At 65.3% G+C, this 17,013-nt stretch carries 14 protein-coding genes; 9 read left to right on the forward strand and 5 right to left on the reverse strand.

Annotated elements, in window-relative coordinates:
- Nucleotides 1–40 precede the first annotated feature (40 nt).
- On the forward strand, nt 41–2,206 hold the full coding sequence (locus tag MKAN_RS22035) for an acyl-CoA dehydrogenase family protein (RefSeq protein ID WP_023372087.1): 2,166 nt from the start codon (nt 41–43) through the stop codon (nt 2,204–2,206).
- Between the two features lie 119 nt (nt 2,207–2,325).
- Here the strand turns inward: MKAN_RS22035 and MKAN_RS22040 are convergent, their stop codons facing one another.
- Entirely contained in the window at nt 2,326–2,664 is a 339-nt protein-coding gene (locus MKAN_RS22040; protein ID WP_036391252.1) for a Zn-ribbon domain-containing OB-fold protein, read from the reverse strand.
- 56 nt (nt 2,665–2,720) lie between these two features.
- Here MKAN_RS22040 and MKAN_RS22045 point away from each other — a divergent pair, with 56 nt between their 5' ends.
- The 4 genes from MKAN_RS22045 (at nt 2,721) to MKAN_RS30760 (ending at nt 7,045) form a co-directional block, all read left to right on the forward strand.
- Nucleotides 2,721–3,914, forward strand: coding sequence for a thiolase family protein (locus MKAN_RS22045; protein ID WP_036391875.1), 1,194 nt, complete (start codon nt 2,721–2,723; stop codon nt 3,912–3,914).
- Nucleotides 3,915–3,936: 22 nt separating this feature from the next.
- Entirely contained in the window at nt 3,937–5,397 is a 1,461-nt protein-coding gene (locus tag MKAN_RS22050) for a FadR/GntR family transcriptional regulator (protein ID WP_023372090.1), read from the forward strand.
- 112 nt (nt 5,398–5,509) lie between these two features.
- Complete coding sequence (locus tag MKAN_RS22055) at nt 5,510–6,478, forward strand: sensor histidine kinase (protein ID WP_023372091.1); 969 nt, start codon at nt 5,510–5,512, stop codon at nt 6,476–6,478.
- A gap of 99 nt (nt 6,479–6,577) precedes the next feature.
- On the forward strand, nt 6,578–7,045 hold the full coding sequence (locus tag MKAN_RS30760) for a hypothetical protein (RefSeq protein ID WP_133163496.1): 468 nt from the start codon (nt 6,578–6,580) through the stop codon (nt 7,043–7,045).
- A 33-nt stretch (nt 7,046–7,078) separates the two neighbouring features.
- Here the strand turns inward: MKAN_RS30760 and MKAN_RS31240 are convergent, their stop codons facing one another.
- Nucleotides 7,079–7,222 carry a hypothetical protein gene (locus MKAN_RS31240; protein WP_165800736.1) on the reverse strand — a complete coding sequence of 48 codons (144 nt, stop codon included), beginning with the start codon at nt 7,220–7,222 and terminating at the stop codon, nt 7,079–7,081.
- 464 nt (nt 7,223–7,686) lie between these two features.
- Here MKAN_RS31240 and MKAN_RS22060 point away from each other — a divergent pair, with 464 nt between their 5' ends.
- Nucleotides 7,687–8,202 (forward strand): 2-isopropylmalate synthase, encoded by a 516-nt coding sequence (locus MKAN_RS22060; RefSeq protein WP_023372093.1) that lies wholly within the window; start codon nt 7,687–7,689, stop codon nt 8,200–8,202.
- Between the two features lie 75 nt (nt 8,203–8,277).
- Here MKAN_RS22060 and MKAN_RS22065 read toward each other — a convergent pair whose 3' ends face one another.
- Complete coding sequence (locus MKAN_RS22065; protein WP_023372094.1) at nt 8,278–9,768, reverse strand: cytochrome P450; 1,491 nt, start codon at nt 9,766–9,768, stop codon at nt 8,278–8,280.
- 107 nt (nt 9,769–9,875) lie between these two features.
- Here MKAN_RS22065 and MKAN_RS22070 point away from each other — a divergent pair, with 107 nt between their 5' ends.
- Nucleotides 9,876–10,523, forward strand: a complete 648-nt coding sequence (locus MKAN_RS22070) for a TetR/AcrR family transcriptional regulator (protein WP_023372095.1) — start codon at nt 9,876–9,878, stop codon at nt 10,521–10,523.
- A gap of 21 nt (nt 10,524–10,544) precedes the next feature.
- Nucleotides 10,545–11,408, forward strand: coding sequence for an SDR family oxidoreductase (locus MKAN_RS22075; RefSeq protein ID WP_023372096.1), 864 nt, complete (start codon nt 10,545–10,547; stop codon nt 11,406–11,408).
- Between the two features lie 5 nt (nt 11,409–11,413).
- Here the strand turns inward: MKAN_RS22075 and MKAN_RS22080 are convergent, their stop codons facing one another.
- Entirely contained in the window at nt 11,414–14,818 is a 3,405-nt protein-coding gene (locus MKAN_RS22080; protein ID WP_023372097.1) for a PPE family protein, read from the reverse strand.
- A gap of 518 nt (nt 14,819–15,336) precedes the next feature.
- Nucleotides 15,337–15,951, reverse strand: coding sequence for a TetR/AcrR family transcriptional regulator (locus tag MKAN_RS22085; RefSeq protein ID WP_023372098.1), 615 nt, complete (start codon nt 15,949–15,951; stop codon nt 15,337–15,339).
- A gap of 88 nt (nt 15,952–16,039) precedes the next feature.
- Here MKAN_RS22085 and MKAN_RS22090 point away from each other — a divergent pair, with 88 nt between their 5' ends.
- A complete protein-coding gene (locus MKAN_RS22090) occupies nt 16,040–16,597 on the forward strand; it encodes an NAD(P)H-dependent oxidoreductase (protein ID WP_023372099.1) in 558 nt (185 codons plus the stop codon).
- Nucleotides 16,598–17,013 lie beyond the last annotated feature (416 nt).

Below are 17,013 nucleotides of genomic sequence, written 5' to 3' on the forward strand. Positions count from 1 at the left end.
CGCGAGGGCGCGGGCTGCGCAGCGCGCGAGGAGGACCCTGATGGGTATCGCACTCACCGACGACCATCGTGAACTCGCCGAGGTAGCGCGCGGGTTTCTGACGGCCCAGAAGGCGCGTTGGGCGGGACGGTCACTGCTCGATGCGGCCGAGGAACAGCGACCGCCGTTCTGGCAGCAGCTGGTCGAACTCGGCTGGCTCGGCCTGCACATCGGCGAAGAGCATGGCGGTTCCGGCTACGGGCTGCCCGAACTCGTGGTGGTGATCGAAGAACTCGGCCGCGCGGTGGCGCCGGGACCGTTCGTGCCCACCGTCATCGCTTCGGCAGTGCTCGCCAACGAGGGCTCCGCCGAGCAGAAGGCCCGGCTGCTGCCGGGCCTGATCGACGGAAGCGTCACCGCGGGCGTGGGTCTCGACGGCCGGGTACAGGTCACCGACGGCGTCGCCGACGGCGAGGCCGGGGTGGTCCTGGGCGCCGGGCTGGCCGATCTGCTGCTGGTCGCGGCCGGGGACGACGTGCTGGTGCTCGACCGCGGCCGGGAGGGTGTGTCGATAGACGTGCCGGAAAACCTCGATCCCACCCGGCGTTCCGGGCGCGTTCGCCTGACCAAGGTGAGCGTCAGCGCCGACGACATCCTGGCGGGGGCACGCGAATCGGCGCTGGCGCGGGCACGGACGCTGCTTGCCGCCGAGGCGGTCGGCGGCGCGGCCGACTGCGTCGACGCCGCCGTCGCCTACGCCAAGGTGCGGCAGCAATTCGGCCGCACCATCGCGACTTTCCAAGCGGTCAAACATCATTGCGCCAACATGCTGGTGGCGGTGGAGTCCGGCATTGCCGCGGTGTGGGATGCCGCCCGAGCGGCATCCGAAGATGAAGAACAGTTCCGTCTGATCGCGGCGGTGGCCGCGGCGCTGGCGTTTCCGGCCTATGCGCGCAACGCCGAGCTCAACATCCAGGTGCACGGCGGCATCGGCTTCACCTGGGAGCACGATGCCCATCTGCACCTGCGCCGGGCGCTGGTGACCGCTGGAGTTCTGGGCGGAGACGCGCCGGCCCGCAATGTTTTCGATCGCACCGCGGCCGGGGCCACCCGAGCCAACAGCCTGGACCTGCCGCCCGAGGCCGAAGAGTTGCGCACCCGGATCCGCGCCGACGCCGCCGAGATCGCGGCACTGGACAAAAAGGCGCAACTGGACAAGCTGATCGAGACCGGGTACGTGATGCCGCACTGGCCCAAACCGTGGGGCCGCGCTGCGGATGCGGTAGAGCAGTTGGTAATCGAGGAGGAGTTCGCCAAGGCCGGCATCAAACGCCCGGACTACTCGATCACCGGCTGGGTGATCCTGACCCTGATACAGCATGGAACAGCTTGGCAAATCGAAAGATTCGTGGAGAAGGCGCTGCGCCAGGAAGAAATCTGGTGCCAGTTGTTCTCCGAGCCCGACGCCGGCTCGGACGCGGCATCGGTCAAGACCCGCGCCATCCGGGTGGACGGCGGCTGGAAGATCAACGGGCAGAAGGTGTGGACCAGCGGGGCACAGTATTGCGCCCGCGGCCTGGCCACCGTGCGCACCGACCCGGACGTCCCCAAGCACGCCGGCATCACCACGGTGATCATCGACATGAAATCGCCCGGCGTCGAGGTGCGCCCGCTGCGACAGATCACCGGCGGCTCGGAATTCAACGAGGTGTTCTTCAACGACGTGTTCGTCCCCGACGAGGACGTCGTCGGAGCGCCCAACTCCGGGTGGACGGTCGCGCGGGCGACCCTGGGCAACGAGCGAGTCAGTATCGGCGGCAGTGGGTCGTTCTACGAAGGGCTGGCAGCCAAACTGGTGCAGCTGGCCCAACGGAGAGCAGATCGGTTGGCGGGAGCCGAGGTTCGGGTCGGATACTTCCTGGCCGAAGATCACGCGCTACGGCTGCTGAATCTGCGTCGCGCGGCGCGCAGCGTCGAAGGTGCGGGCCCGGGACCGGAGGGCAATGTCACCAAACTGAAGCTGGCAGAGCACATGATCGAAGGCGCGGCCCTCTCGGCGGCATTGCTGGGGCCCGAGATTGCGCTGCTCGACGGTCCCGGTTCGGTGGTCGGCCGGATGGTCATGGGCGCGCGCGGCATGGCGATCGCGGGGGGCACCTCCGAGGTGACCCGCAATCAGATCGCCGAGCGGATTCTCGGCATGCCGCGCGACCCGTTGATCAACTAGGGTTCGGCGGGGCTGGGCCTGCGATCGCGAGCAGACGCAAAATCGTCCCAAAATCGCGGATTTTGGGCGATTTTGCGTCTGCTCGCGGGGCTCGCGGGGCTCGCGGGGCTCCCGGTGCCCTAGGTGCGGGGCGCGAACTGCGGGGCCCCGCCGGAACCCTGCTCCGGCCGGAGTTCGACGGGCATTCCGCATGTCACCGAATCCGGTTCACACCCAACGATATTGGCGGCAACGCGTAGCCCGCTCTGTTCGCTGAGTTCCACCAGGGCAATCACATAGGGGGTCGGGATGTCCGGGTTGTACGGGTGGTAGTTGACCGTGTAGGTGAACACGGTGCCGCGCCCGGACACCGGCCGTGCCACCAGCGGCCCTCCGCAGCCGCGGCATTCACCGGTCGCCGGATGCACCCAGCGTCCACAACTGTCACAATGCTCGATGCGCAGAGCCTGGGCGGACACGCTCAATACAGTACACTCTATTGATTCGTGGACGGATGGCCTTGCGGACGGTGCACGTGAACTATTTCGAGAAGAACGCGATCCTGTCCGGCCTGGGCATCTCGCGCATCGGCCGGCGCACCGGCATTCCGGGGCTCGAGTTGACCATGGAAGCGGTGCGGGCCGCCATCAACGACGCCGGCCTGGTCACGGCCGACATCGACGGAATCGCGACCCTGGGCGACACTCCTGCTGCCGACGTCAACGCCGAGTTGCGGATCGATGCCGGGGATTGCGGATCCGGTTTCGGCACGGGCGGGCTGCTGAGTCCGGTGATGTCGGCGTGCCGGGCGGTGGCCGAGCGGCGCGCCCGCCACGTGGTGGTCTATCGGACCATCCAGATGCTGGGCGGTACGGTCCCGGTGAAGCCGCAGGACGATGCGCCGGCCCCGCCGCTGGCGCGGATGCTGGACGTCCCCGAAGGCGCCCCGCGCCCCGTCGTCGGGCCGATGGACGACATCACCGATCTCATTGCCGCACATGCCTATTCGGCGGCAAACTGGCTGGCGCTGAATTGCCGCCGGCACATGGAGCTCTACGGAACCACCAAGGAGCAGCTGGGCTGGATCGCCCTCAACGGCCGGCGCAACGCGGCGTCGAATCCGCTGGCGGTCTACCGCGAACCGATGACGATGGCCGACTATCTGGGTGCGCGGCCGGTGTCGACGCCATTCGGCCTGCTGGATTGCGATGTGCCCATTGACGGTTCCATCGCCGTGGTGGTCTCGAGCGCCGGGTATGCCCGCGATTGCCCGCACCGGGCCGTGGCGGTCGAGGCGATCGGTGGATCCGACGGCGCCGGCGGATGGTTTCATCGCGACGACTATCCCAAGATGGCGATGTCGGACGCGGCGGCGCAGATGTGGTCGCGGACCGAACTGACACCGGCCGACCTGGAGGTCGCCCAGCTGTACGACGGCTTTACGTTCCTGACCATCGCCTGGCTGGAGGCGTTGGGTATCTGCGCCGATGGCGGCGCCGGCCCGTTCGTCGAGGGCGGGGCGCGGATCGCCCGTGACGGGGAGCTGCCGTTGAACACCTACGGAGGCCAACTTTCGGCCGGGCGCATGCACGGCTACTGGGCGTTGCACGAGGGGTGTTTGCAGCTGCGCGGCGAGGCGGGGGAGCGTCAGGTGGCCCAGCGCCCGGAGGTCGGCGTGGTGTCCGTGGGCGGGGGGCCGGTGGCGGGATGCATGCTGCTGACATGCTGAATCTGGTTGCGGAGCAACTGCATTGAGTGTAGATCCAGAGGCGGCGCGCACCGGCAAGCGAGCGGCGCAGATCGCCCGCTGCATCGAGGCCGAGATCGTGCGCCGCGGCTGGCCCATCGGGGCGTCGCTGGGTTCGGAAGCGGCTCTGCAACAGCGATACGGGGCCAGCCGGTCGGTGCTGCGCGAAGCCGTCCGGCTCGTCGAGCACCATCAGGTGGCCCGGATGCGTCGCGGACCCAACGGCGGCCTGATCGTCTGCGCACCCGATGCCGGACCGGCGACCCGCGCCGTCGTCATCTATCTCGAATACCGGGGCACCACCCTGGACGACCTGCTCGACGCACGTCTGGTGCTCGAGCCGCTGGCCGCCGCTCTCGCCGCCGAACAGATCGACGAAGCCGGAATCGAGCGGCTGCGGGCGGTGTTGAGTGCGGAGCAGCAGCGGCCGGGGTTGCCCGCCGCGCGCGACGAGTTCCATGTGGCGCTCGCACAGCAATCGAAAAACCCTGTGCTACAGCTGTTTATCGAAGTCTCGATGCGACTGACTAGGCGCTTCGCGCTGTCCTCGCGGACGGACTCGGCGACCGAGGCGCTGGAGGCGCTGGACCGGCTGCACGACGACCATTCGGGTATCGCCGCGGCCGTCACCGCCGGTGATTCCGCGCGCGCCAAAGCGCTCAGTGAGCGGCACGTGCAAGCGGTGACCGCCTGGCTGCAGCAGCATCGGCGCGGCGATCGGTCCGGGCGGGCAAGGCCCCGACAGGTACGGCGGCTGGACCCCGAGGCGCCCCGCGGCAAGCTGGCCGAAGTGCTGGCCGCCGCGATCGCCGACGATATCGCCGCCAGCGGTTGGCAGGTCGACGCGGTTTTCGGAACCGAGGCTGCGCTGCTGGAACGTTATCGCGTGAGCCGTGCGGTGCTGCGGGAAGCGGTACGGCTGCTGGAATACCACACGATCGCCCACATGCGCCGGGGGCCCGGCGGCGGGCTGGTCGTCACCCGGCCCCAGGCGCAGGCCAGCATCGACACCATCGCGCTGTACCTGCAGTACCGCAAGCCGAGCCGCGAAGACCTAGGCCGCGTGGGGGATGCGATCGAGATCGCCAACGTGGCGAAAGTCGTGCAGCTTCGTAACGAGCCCGAGGTGGCGGCCATGCTCGACACGCTGAACCCGTCCATGGATTTCGCCGCCGGTGAGGCAGCAGGTGAAATGCGTAAGGCCGCGGCCGAGGAATTCCGGTTCCATATCGGCCTGGCTCAGCTGGCCGGCAACGCGCTGCTGGACCTGTTTCTGCGGATAATCGGCGAACTCGTTCGCCGGCACTGGTCCAGCACCGGAGGGCAGCCACCGGCCGCAGCCGACGTTGTCGCCGTCGAACATGCACACCTGCGGATTCTGCAGGCAATCCGCGCCGGCGACGACAGCCTGGCCCGCTACCGCATCCGTCGCCATCTGGACGCGGCGACGACGTGGTGGCTCTAGAACTCGGTCGAGCCGAATTCGCGCATAATCAACGCCCCTGGCGGGTACCTGACTTACCTGAAACGAAAAGCCGGTCCAGCACGGGTGCCGGCGCAGGGGCGGGAGCGCTGACATGACGACTGGCACGGAAACCGAGCGACGAGGCTTCGTCCATTCCGCGCTGCTATACCACTCCCAGCGGGAGTATCTGGATTTCGTCGGGCGCTTCGTGGCCGACGGGATGGCGCTGGGGGAGCCGGTTCTGGTCGCGTTACCAGCGGACCGGCTGGCATTACTGCGCAGCGAACTGGGTGCTTGCGGTCGAGCTACGACGGAGCTGCGCATGATCGACATCTCGCGTGCCGCACGCAATCCGAGCCGATTCCTGGCCACGGCGAGTTCCTTCGCGGCGAAATACCCCGATCGGCGGGTCCGGATCGTCAGTCAACTCGTCTGGCCCGGCCGCAGCGCGGACGAGTGTCTGGCCTGCGTGCAGCATGAGGCGTTGGTCAACCGGGCATTGGCACATCGCAGCGTGATGGCGCTGTGCCTCTTCGACGCCGAGCGGCTCGACGACGAATTGCTGGCGGATGCCCGTGCCACCCATCCGTTGTTGTGGAAATGCGGATCGGCTTATCACAGCGCCGATTACGCCCCGGACGAGACGTTGGCGCGCTGCAATCAGCCGTTACCGCGTAACCCGGGCGCCGTGACCTATCTGGTGCGCGAAAGCACAGACCTGCGGCGTGCGCGTTCGTTTGCCGTGGACTACGCCGGATGGGTCGGACTGTCGCAAGACGGCCTGGAGGATTTGCGATTGATCACCACCGAGTTGGCCACCAACAGCCTGCAATACGCCGACGGAGCATGCCAGCTTGCCTTCTGGCGTCATGATGAGCATCTGGTCTGCGAGGCGCGCGACAGCGGACGGTTCGATCGGCCCCTCGTCGGACGTCAGCTCCCGGGCGCCGGCGCAACCGCAAGCCGCGGGCTGTTTTTGGTCAACGCCATGGCGGATTTGGTGCGTACCCATACCACGGTAAACGGCACCACCATTCAGGCATACCTTCGGCTCAAGCCGTCGGCGGCTTCCCTGGGCTAGCGAATCGAATCCGGCCGCGGGGGTAGGTCCACAGCGGACGGGCGTCGAACCTATCCCAGCGACCCGCTCGGTGCCGGCACCGCCGGAATCGTACATGTGGTGGTCTTGCAGCTGTCGGTGCTGTCGCAGCTCACCGCCGCGATGGCCGCGAACGTGGCGATCAGCGCCGCGACGACTATCCGAACCGCCCGGGACCGTTTGCTTATTGCATTCATCGGCCATGCCTTTCAATTGCTGCTGTGCAGATATGCGGATTCCGACGATGACTGTCTGCAGATGTTATGCCGTCGCTTCCCGCGGCGGGCCGTTTTTAATGGTTCTGGCCTGCGCAATATCAAACTCGTCCGGAGCGATCCTGCGGGATATGGGCCGGGAAAAACGTCCGCCCAACTTACCTGCGACCACCCGCGCCGAGCCGAGGACGTGGCTGGTCCGGGCGCATTTTCGCCGCGCGATAGCCGCTCGCCAGTTATCGAACGTGAAGTGCCCTACGGGCGTATGTCGCAATCTGTCGCCCAGGTCCTCATTCCCGGCTGGTCGAAAATCTGTAATTGCCGGTGCACGTGACGGCGTGATCGAAACCCCGGCGCGGGCCAACCCCTACTCTGGCACCACGCTCGTAATTGGGGTGGCAGGCTCGTGTTCAGCGGCGCACCCGGCCGCTAGCACCGCGAATGCCGCGGCCAGTACTACGACCACCGTCTTGACCGCCTGCACCGTCCTGCTGGTCTCTTTTGCGCTCATCGACCGTGCCTTTCGTTTGCTGGGCCGCACCCGTAGTTGGCGATTCCGCCGCGTCAGATACTATCGCCAAAGCACTGGACGGCGTGGTGTTTTGGGACGTTGAGCAGTGGAATCCGGTCGCGGAGGTGCGCCCCTGGCCACGCCGCTACGCGGTCGACCAACTTGGCCGTAGCGGAACCCGACGGGTGCGCCCTGGCGTGCAGAGCGCCGGCAAGGCCGCGACGCGGCCAACGGTTGACACGGCGGAGTGACCGAGGCCGGGCGCAGGTCGCCGTGGCCGCGTCGACGCTGAGAATCCCCTTGCGCGCGTCGCCGCAGGACGTCTAGTGTCACCCTTCGTGCGTCTTCTCGAGCGTGCCGTAGTAGCCAGCACCCGCAGCGGGGTCTGATCCGGACCGACCCCCCGCTGTGGGTCGCAAGCTACTACCGTCGGTCGCTCCTACTGATCGGAGAAGACCGGCACCATGACTTTCCCAGCCCTCGACGGCGACCCGGCCAGTGGTCCGGCGCAGCCGACCGCCGGCGCCTGGTTTGCCGAGCGCTTCGGCGCGGACGTGCCGCGAGGTCTGCGGGAACAGGCCGCAGTCATGTCTTGGCAACGCTTCGTCGCGACCTACGGTCATACCGCCGGCCCAGTTCGGTTGGGGCACTGGGAGTGTACGGATCCGGATCGGCCTGCCGGGCGACTCGGCCCGCAGGCCCGGAATTTCCGGGCCATGATCGCGGTCGCGGGTCGTATCAGCACGTCGACCGCGGCCGCCGGCGGCCCGATCGCGGCTCTCACAGCGATGTTGCACGACCGCGGGATCACCGTGGAGACATTGAAGTTCCACCAGATGCACTCCGATGGAGGCACCGCCACCTTCGTCTGCGGCAGCGATGGGATCGCCAGCGAGTGGGCAATGGGCTGGTCGCGCGATCCGACTCAATCCGCGCTGCGTGCGCTGATCACGTGCGCCAACCGGCTGCTCACCCCATGACCGCGAGCAGACACACAATCGCACACCGCCGGCTCGCTGCGTGCGATTGTGTGTCTGCTCGCCAGCCTCAGGCGATCACAGCGGGCGCAGGACTATGGGCATGCCGTCCTTGGGGACCGGCATACCGCCGTAGTCCCAGCTCGCGTGGTAATCCGGCCGCGGCAGTTCCAGCCGGTAGCGGCGCAGCAACCGGTGCAGGATCGTCTTGATCTCCAATTGGCCGAACACCATCCCAAGACACTTGTGTGCGCCGCCGCCGAAGGGTGTGAACGCGTAGCGGTGTCGTTTGTGCTCGTTGCGTGGCTCGGTGAATCGCTCCGGGTCGAATGTCATTGGCTCGGTCCAGAATTCAGGCAAGCGGTGATTCAAGCCGGGAAACGCGATGACGTTGGTGCCCTTGGGCAGGTAGTAGCCCAGCAATTCGGCATCGCGAACGGTCTGCCGCATCGCCCACTGGACCGGCGTCACCAACCGGATCGACTCGTTCATCACCAGGTCGAGCGATTCCAACTTCTCCAGCGATTCGATGTCCAGCGGCCCGTCGCCGAGACGGTCGGATTCGTCGCGGCAGCGCTGCTGCCACTCCGGGTGGGCGGCCAGGTGATAGGCCATCGTCGTGGCCGTCGACGTCGACGTGTCGTGGGCGGCCATCATCAAGAAGATCATGTGGTTGACGATGTCCTGGTCGGAGAACCGGTTGCCGTCCTCGTCCTCGGTCTGGCACAACACCGTCAACAGGTCGTTGCCTTCTTTGCCACGGCGTTCCTGGACCCGCTCCGCGAAATAGTGCTCGAGCAGTTGGCGAGCCTTGAGCCCCCGCCACCAGGTAAATGGTGGCACGCTGGTGCGGATGATGGCGTTGCCGGCGCGGGTGGTGGTGGTGAACGCCTTGTTCACCTGGGTCACCAGTTCCCGGTCGGTGCCCGGCTCGTGGCCCATGAACACCATCGAGGCGATGTTGAGGGTGAGTTCCTTCATCGCCGGATAGAGAAGGAAGCGCGCATCGTTGATCACCCAATCCTCAGCGATCACCTTCGACACCACGTGGTCCATGTGCTCGACGTAACCGACCAGCCGGGACCGGACGAACGCCTCCTGCATGATCCGCCGGTGAAACATGTGCTCCTCGAAATCGAGCAGCATCAGCCCGCGCCGGAAGAACGGGCCGATCACCGGGACCCAGCCCTGCTGCGAGTAGTCTTTGTTGCGGTTGGAATAGATGACTTGAGCGGCGTCCGGGCCCAGCGCCGCGACGAACGGCAAGACCGGTGAGTCCCCGTAGATGACGGGCCCCTTGGTGTTGTACAGGAACATCAGATAGTCGGGTCCGCCGCGCAGCATTTCGATCATGTGCCCGATGATCGGCAGCCCCGCGTCACCCACGACCGGCTTGAGCCCGCTGCCCGGCGGCGGGTCGGCCAGCCTCTTCTCCGGAAATTGCGTGTTCAGCAGCCAACGCTCCACCAGGCCCATGCCGGGAAAGTTGTTGAACGACGGGGTCAGCCGGCGCTGGGCTTGGTCAAGGAGATATGCCGGGGTGCTGATCGTCGCCCTGCTCGTGGCCATGACGCTCCTTACCGGTTGTGGCGGCCATCACTACCTAGATCCATCCTTGGAACGAACTTGACGGCTGTCAAGTTTTCTTTTCGCGCGGCTTGGTGCATGGTCAGCATGTGAGTGAGCACGCCCCCGACCAGCAGGCTGTCCCGGCATTGCGGCGCCGTGGCGACAAGCATCGGCAGGCAATCCTGCAGGCGGTGCGGGAACTGCTGCAGGAGCGGCCGTTCGCGGAGCTTTCGGTGAGCACCATCAGCAACCGGGCCGGGGTAGCGCGCTCCGGGTTCTACTTCTACTTCGACTCCAAGTACGCCGTGCTGGCCCAGATATTGGCGGAGGCAGCCGAGGAACTCGAAGAACTCACCCATTACTTCGCCCCACGCCAGCCGGGTGAGTCGCCGCAGCAGTTCGCCAAGCGGATGGTCGGCAGCGCCGCCGTTGTCTACGCGCACAACGATCCGGTGATCGTGGCCTGTAATGCGGCGCGCCACACCGACATTGAGATCCGCGAGATCCTCGAGCAACAGTTCGACGTGGTGCTGCGCGAGATCGTCGGCGTCGTCGAGGCTGAAATGAGAGCCGGCACCGCCAACCCGATCAGCGACGACCTGCCGACATTGATTCGTACCCTGGCGGGCACCACCGCGCTCGTGCTGACCGGCGACCCGCTGCTGGTCGGCCGCGACAGCGACCCCGACCGCCGGGTGCGGGTGCTCGAACAGATGTGGCTCAACGCGCTTTGGGGCGGTGCCCCCGAGGCCTGAGCCGCCGGTATCGTCACCGCCATGGCGCAACCGCGGTATTACGCAGGGAAACGGTGCCTGGTCACCGGTGCGGCTAGCGGCATCGGCCGTGCAACCGCATTGCGGCTCGCGGCGCAGGGTGCCGAACTCTATCTGACCGACCGCGACGCGGACGGCTTGGGGCGGACCGTGTCCGATGCGTGTGCGCTCGGCGCGCAAGTGCCCGAGCATCGGGTGCTCGACATCTCCGACTATGCCCAGGTGGCCGCGTTCGCGGCGGACGTCCATGCCAGCCACCGCAGTATGGACGTCGTGCTCAACATCGCCGGCGTCTCCGCGTGGGGGACTGTCGACCGGCTGACCCACGACCAGTGGAGCAGGATGGTCGCGATAAACCTGATGGGTCCCATCCACGTGATCGAGACATTCGTTCCGGCGATGGTCGCAGCCGGCCGGGGCGGACATCTGGTCAACGTGTCCTCGGCCGCCGGGCTGGTCGCGCTGCCCTGGCATGCGGCTTACAGCGCGAGCAAGTACGGCCTACGCGGGCTTTCGGAGGTGCTGCGCTTCGATCTCGCACGGCATCGCATCGGGGTGTCGGTCGTGGTGCCGGGCGCGGTGCGGACACCGCTGGTCAACACGGTCGAGATCGTCGGCGTCGATCGCGACGATCCACAGGTCAAGCGTTGGGTCGACCGCTTCACCGGCCACGCCATCTCGCCCGAAAGGGCTGCCGAAAAGATCCTGGCCGGGGTGGCGAAGAACCGGTACCTGATCTACACGTCGCCGGACATCCGCGCGCTGTACGCATTCAAGCGGCTGGCGTGGTGGCCCTACAGCGTGGCGATGCGCCAGGTCAACGCCATCTTTACCCGCGCGATGCGGCCCGGTCCATCGCAGCGCTGACCTGGTTACTGGCCGGTGCCGCTGAGCAAGAAGCCGGCGAGTCTGCTGCCGACGTTTCCGATGCCGGAGAGCAGCGCGCCGGTCAATCCTGCGGTACTGGTGTTGTACCAGCCGGTGACGATATTGCCGATGTTGCCCATGCCCGACGTTAGTTGGCCGATGTTTTCGAATCCGGAGAGGAAGCGCCCGCCCTCGTTGGAGAACCCGGAAATGAATTGACCCGCGTTGAAGAATCCCGAACCGGCGCCCGGGCCGCTGTTGAAGAAGCCCGACGTTGGATTAATGGTGGAGTTGCCGACGCCTGGCGCTGCGGGAATGTGGAGGATGGGGACTGAGATGGGGCCCACGTTGTTGATGATTTCAATGTGCATCCTGCTGAATGGTATGCCGCCTACGTTTCCTACGTTGAACCCCGTCAAGTCGAAACGGTTAATAACAATTTTGGGTATTTCGACGGTGATTGACTCGCCGTCGCCCAGCGGAATGGTCACATTCGGAATAGGGCTCGGTAAATCGATGAATAGATTGAGGTCGATCGGGACATCCATGCTGAACGGCTGGACTGCGATGCCGTCTATAAAGCCGGTGACGGGTATTGCCAGATCGACATTAACGCCTATGTTCAACGGGATTCCAGGCATGGTGATGCCAAAGTCGAAGCCGAATTGTCCCCGGTCGTCGGCGCGCCAGAAATAGCCGTTGTTGCGGTTTCCAGAGTTGAACGCGCCGGTGTTCAGATTGCCATTATTGTAGTAGCCAGTATTGCCACTTCCGGTGTTGAAATCACCAGTGTTAAGCCCGCCGGTGTTGAGATTACCCGTATTGGTGCTGCCCGCGTTGGACAGGCCGGTGTTCAAACTGCCGGAGTTGAACAGGCCGGTGTTGAACGAGCCGGTGTTGCCGATGCCGGTGTTGGCGGTGCTGGTATTACCGATGCCGGTGTTGTAGCTGCCCGTGTTGCCGATGCCGAAGTTGCCCTCGCCGGAGTTGAAGAAGCCGGTGTTGCCGTCGCCGGAGTTGAACAGCCCGGTATTGTTTGTCCCCGAATTCAGTCCACCAAAGCCGAACAGGTTGCTGCCGGTGAACCCGACACCCGAGTTTCCGTTTCCGGTATTGGCCAAGCCGATGTTTCCGCTGCCGGTGTTGCCAAAGCCGATATTGTAGTCCCCGGTGTTGCCGAAGCCGATGTTACCGACGCCGGTATTGCCGAAACCCAGATTGAAATCGCCCAGGTTGCCGAAACCAAAGTTGTTGTCTCCGAAGTTGGCGAAACCAAAGTTTGCGCTGCCATGATTTGCATCGCCGATGTTGAAGCCACCGATGTTTCCGTTGCCCAGGTTGAAGCTACCAAGGTTCGCGCTGCCGAAGTTAAGGCCTCCTCCGTTGGCGGAGCCCAAGTTGAACGTCGATGCGCCACTGCTGTTGTGGAAAATGCCCGAAAGGCGGCTGCCGACATTGCCCAATCCCGAATTCAACGCCCGGAATTCGAGGTCGAGATTGCTGGTGTTCTCGAAACCCGAGATGGAGTTGCCGAAGTTGTGGATACCGGATTGCAGCAGGCCGGCGTTCAGCAGGCCTGAACTGCCTAGGTTGCGGGTGAAGTTGAAGAAGCCCGAGGTGTCGGGTCCGAAGTTGCCGAAGCCCGAAGTGCCCCCTCGGCCACTATTGAAAAAGCCTGACGAGGGAGCGTCGGTCGAGTTTCCGAAACCCGGCGTCGCCGGAATATTGATGATCGGTATGTTGATGGGGCCGACACCCCCGGCAACAGAAACGCCTAGCCTCGTTTCCGGGCTTCCTACAGTAATCGAGATGAACGGACCCGTTACTCTGATGGGCGGCATTTGTATTGGCCCGACAGTGCCGCTCAGAGCGGGGAAGTCTAACGGGATTGCGGGAATCTTGAACGGTGCCAGCACGATTTCGGTGGTGCGACCCTCGACAGGAATATGCAGTGGAACACTCAACGGTAGATTTATCGGAATTTCTGGAATCGTCATGGTGTAGGAGAACCCGGCATTCCCTGCGCCGTCGCCCCGGCCGAAAAAGCCGTTGTTCATGTCGCCGATGTTGAAGGCGCCGGTGTTGAGATCGCCGGTGTTGGCCCAGCCGGTGTTGATGTTGCCGGTGTTGTAGGACCCCGTGTTGGTGTCGCCCGGGTTGAAGTCGCCCGTGTTGAAATTTCCCACGTTGTAGTTCCCGGTGTTGTAGTTACCGACGTTGCCGATGCCGGTGTTGACGATGCCGGCATTGTAGAAACCAGTGTTAGCCCTACCGGAATTACCGAAGCCCGTATTGAACGAACCCGAATTACCCAGGCCGAAGTTTCCGGTCCCGGAGTTTCCGAAACCGGTGTTGTCGCTACCCGAGTTGAACAGCCCGGTGTTCCCGGTGCCGGAGTTGAGCCCGCCAAAGCCCAGCTGGTTGCTGCCGCCCAGCCCGATCCCGATGTTGTTGTCCCCCCCGAGGCCGCCGTTTCCGAAGCCGACGTTCCCGTTGCCGGTGTTGCCGATTCCGATGTTGCCGCTGCCGGTGTTGCCGAAGCCGATGTTGAAGCTGCCGGTGTTGCCGAAGCCGAAATTGTTGCTGCCGAGATTGCCGAGGCCGACGTTGAAGCTGCCGAGATTGCCCGAGCCCAGGTTGAAGCTGCCCAGGTTGCCCGAGCCGAAGTTGAGGTTGCCGACGTTGCCGTTGCCCTGGTTGAGATCACCGAGGTTGGCGTTGCCGAAACTCAGGCCGCCAAGGTTGGCGAAGCCGATATTGAAGATGCTCGACACGCCAGATGGAAGAAGTCCGGAGGGCTCGGTAGCTGCGGCGGCCGCGACGCCGGCGCTAGCGGGACTGGCAACGCCGGCCACGGCACCACCTAGCCGGCTCACCTGGCCTGCCAGACTCTGCAACGGACGCGTAAAGGGGGTGAGCGCCGCGGCAACGCCAGAAGCCCCGGAATGGTAACCGAACATCGCCGCCACGTCCTGCGCCCACATCTGCTCGTAGTTGGCTTCGGCGGAGGCGATCGCCGGGGCGTTTTGACCCAAGAGGTTCGACACGACCAGCGACAGCAGCCGGGAGCGGTTGGCTGCGATACAACCGGGATGCACTATCGCGGCCAGCGCCGCCTCGAAGGCGGAGACTGCCGTGCTGGCCTGGGCGGCGGCCTGCTCGGCTTGCGCAGCAGCGGTCTGTAACCACCCCAGGTAGGGCGCCGCCGCCGCAGCCATGGCCGCTGCCGCCGGCCCCTGCCACGATCCGAGCGCTATCCCGGTCGTCACGGACCCGACTGAGGCGGCCGCCGTGCGTAGCTCGTTGGCCAGTGCGTCCCAGGCCGTCGCCGCCTGAAGCATGGGGCCCGAACCGGCTCCAGCGAACATGCGAGCGGAATTGATCTCCGGTGGCGACACCGAAAAGTCCATCGCTCTCGTCCTTTCCTCTGGCGGCGCTTTCTCAGCCGCTGCGCCTGCCCGTTTGTCTGGGTTGGGCCTCCGTGGCCGCCTTGGTGCGGGCGGCACTTAGGCCACGGCGAAAGGCACCTGCCGACCACTCACAAACTCGGCATTGCACCGCCGCGCCAATCCCGTCCGCAGCCCAGACGCGTGCTGCGCGCGCGCAGCGGGGACGCGGGCCGTGCCAGACGGGCAGTGGTGCCTTGGTTCTGCTGTCAGTCGGCACGGCACGCCCCGCTCCCTGATGACCACCGGGGCTGTGCCGGCGAGAAAGTTGTTGACGCGTTCACTGTGCTGGGTGACGCTTCGGTAAGGCTTCACCGATCATGAAATTCGCAGATCGGAGCAGCCGTGTTGCGGTATTGCCGGCCGGTGAGTGACCCGCGGGGCCGCAAAGACCGTCACTCAACGCGGAAGTGCTGGCTGCCGAACCCTAGCCGTCGAGCACGCCTGCGTCAGCCCTGCAGGCGTCCTTGGCGTCATCGGCGTTATCGCCCGCAGAGCTTGCGGGCCAGGCTTTCCCACGCATCGCCCAACGTCTGCAGGGTGTGACCGCCATCGTTGAGGCCGTGCTCGACATAGTCGACGTCGAGCAGGGCCAGCAGGGCATCGGCCTGGACATCCAGATCGCCGGTAGTGTGGGCCGACTGCAAGAGCACCCGCACATGTGTGCGGTGTACCAACGCCGCGGCGCCGTAGCGGGTGTGGCGAGTTCGACCAGCCTCCGACAGCAGCTCACGGTGGGCATGGACGAAGCAGATTCGCTCCCGGCCGAACGCGATCAGGCGATCCAAAGGCGGGGCGTCGGGGCCCAGCGGCGGCGGGCCGAACAGAAATGCCTGCTGGCTGGTTCGCTCGTCTTCATCGAGTAGCACCATCATCAGGCCGGCGCGACTGCCGAACCGGCGGAATAGCGTGCCCTTACCGACGCCGGCCGCGGCGGCAACGTCGTCCATCGTGATCGCGTCGGCGCCGCGCTGGGCGACCAGTCGGCGCGCCGCGTCCAGCAGCAGCGCGCGATTGCGCGCCGCGTCACCTCGTTCGTTTGGCGGCTCTTGCCGAGGCGGCGCACGTAGGTCACCGGGCCGCTCGACATCGCTCATTCCTGCACAGTAACGCGGACGGAAATAAATCGGACCATAGTCCGGTTCTGCCGTGCAACGAAAATCGTCCCAACGAAAGGAACGGGCAGTGCCAGAGATCAAGTCCGACGTCAAGGTCCTGGCGTTGGTGGGAAGCCTGCGGGCGGCGTCCATCAATCGCCAGATCGCCGAACTTGCGGTTGTCGTTGCACCCGGCGGCGTCAACGTCACCGTGTTCGAAGGGCTGGGGGAGTTGCCGTTCTACAACGAGGACCTTGATACGCCCGGCGACCTTCCCGGACCCGTGGTCGCGTTGCGGGAGGCCGCGGCTGACGCGGATGCGGCGCTGGTGGTCACGCCCGAATACAACGGCAGCATGCCTGCTGTCATCAAGAACGCGATTGACTGGCTATCTCGCCCGTTCGGCAACGGCGCATTGAAAGGCAAGCCCCTGGCGGTCATCGGCGGGTCGATGGGCCGATACGGTGGGGTGTGGGCCCACGACGAGACCCGCAAGTCGTTCGCAATCGCCGGTACGCGCGTGATCGACACGATCAAACTGTCGGTGCCGTTCCGATCTCTGGATGGCAACGCGCCCGCGGACAGTTCCGCGATATCGGCGAATCTGCGCGACATCGTCGGAAAGCTGGCCGCCGAAGTGCCCTGACCTGCTAGCGTCGACCTTAGCTGGTCACGCGAGACAACGGCGTGAGACCCGTGGCTCGGGTCTGGTTCTGAAATCGAATACTAGTTTGTACCAGGTTTTTTGACTGCAGCTTCGCATACCGTCGGCTGTGCAAGACCACAAGCGTCGGGCGTGTTGATCTTGCTCGCAGTTTGCTACTGTGGGGTCTTGGGTGACCGCCGTGTCGCGGAATCTCACCATCTGCACAAAGGCCTGTCGTAGGGTCTTGTGCACACAAACCGCGGCTCGGTAATCGCCGAGTTGTAGGGGACGCGGTGGATAGGAGTGGTTAGGAGACGTGGCCTTGACGTGTGCGGCCAGCAGAGCCGAGCGCGAAGGTTCGCGGATCTTGCCGCGTTATCGTCTGGTGGCTGCGCTGGCCTGTCTTGTCAACCGTA

It is taken from the genome of Mycobacterium kansasii ATCC 12478, from assembly GCF_000157895.3.
Classification (GTDB): Bacteria; Actinomycetota; Actinomycetes; order Mycobacteriales; family Mycobacteriaceae; genus Mycobacterium; species Mycobacterium kansasii.

What these genes read in the sequence shown, in the direction of transcription:
- MKAN_RS22035 (WP_023372087.1), top strand. Translation starts at nt 41, where the DNA reads ATGGGTATCGCACTCACCGACGACCATCGTGAACTCGCCGAGGTAGCG.
- MKAN_RS22055 (WP_023372091.1), top strand. Translation starts at nt 5,510, where the DNA reads ATGACGACTGGCACGGAAACCGAGCGACGAGGCTTCGTCCATTCCGCG.
- MKAN_RS31240 (WP_165800736.1), bottom strand. Translation starts at nt 7,222, where the DNA reads ATGAGCGCAAAAGAGACCAGCAGGACGGTGCAGGCGGTCAAGACGGTG.
- MKAN_RS22060 (WP_023372093.1), top strand. Translation starts at nt 7,687, where the DNA reads ATGACTTTCCCAGCCCTCGACGGCGACCCGGCCAGTGGTCCGGCGCAG.
- MKAN_RS22065 (WP_023372094.1), bottom strand. Translation starts at nt 9,768, where the DNA reads ATGGCCACGAGCAGGGCGACGATCAGCACCCCGGCATATCTCCTTGAC.
- MKAN_RS22075 (WP_023372096.1), top strand. Translation starts at nt 10,545, where the DNA reads ATGGCGCAACCGCGGTATTACGCAGGGAAACGGTGCCTGGTCACCGGT.
- MKAN_RS22080 (WP_023372097.1), bottom strand. Translation starts at nt 14,818, where the DNA reads ATGGACTTTTCGGTGTCGCCACCGGAGATCAATTCCGCTCGCATGTTC.
- MKAN_RS22085 (WP_023372098.1), bottom strand. Translation starts at nt 15,951, where the DNA reads ATGAGCGATGTCGAGCGGCCCGGTGACCTACGTGCGCCGCCTCGGCAA.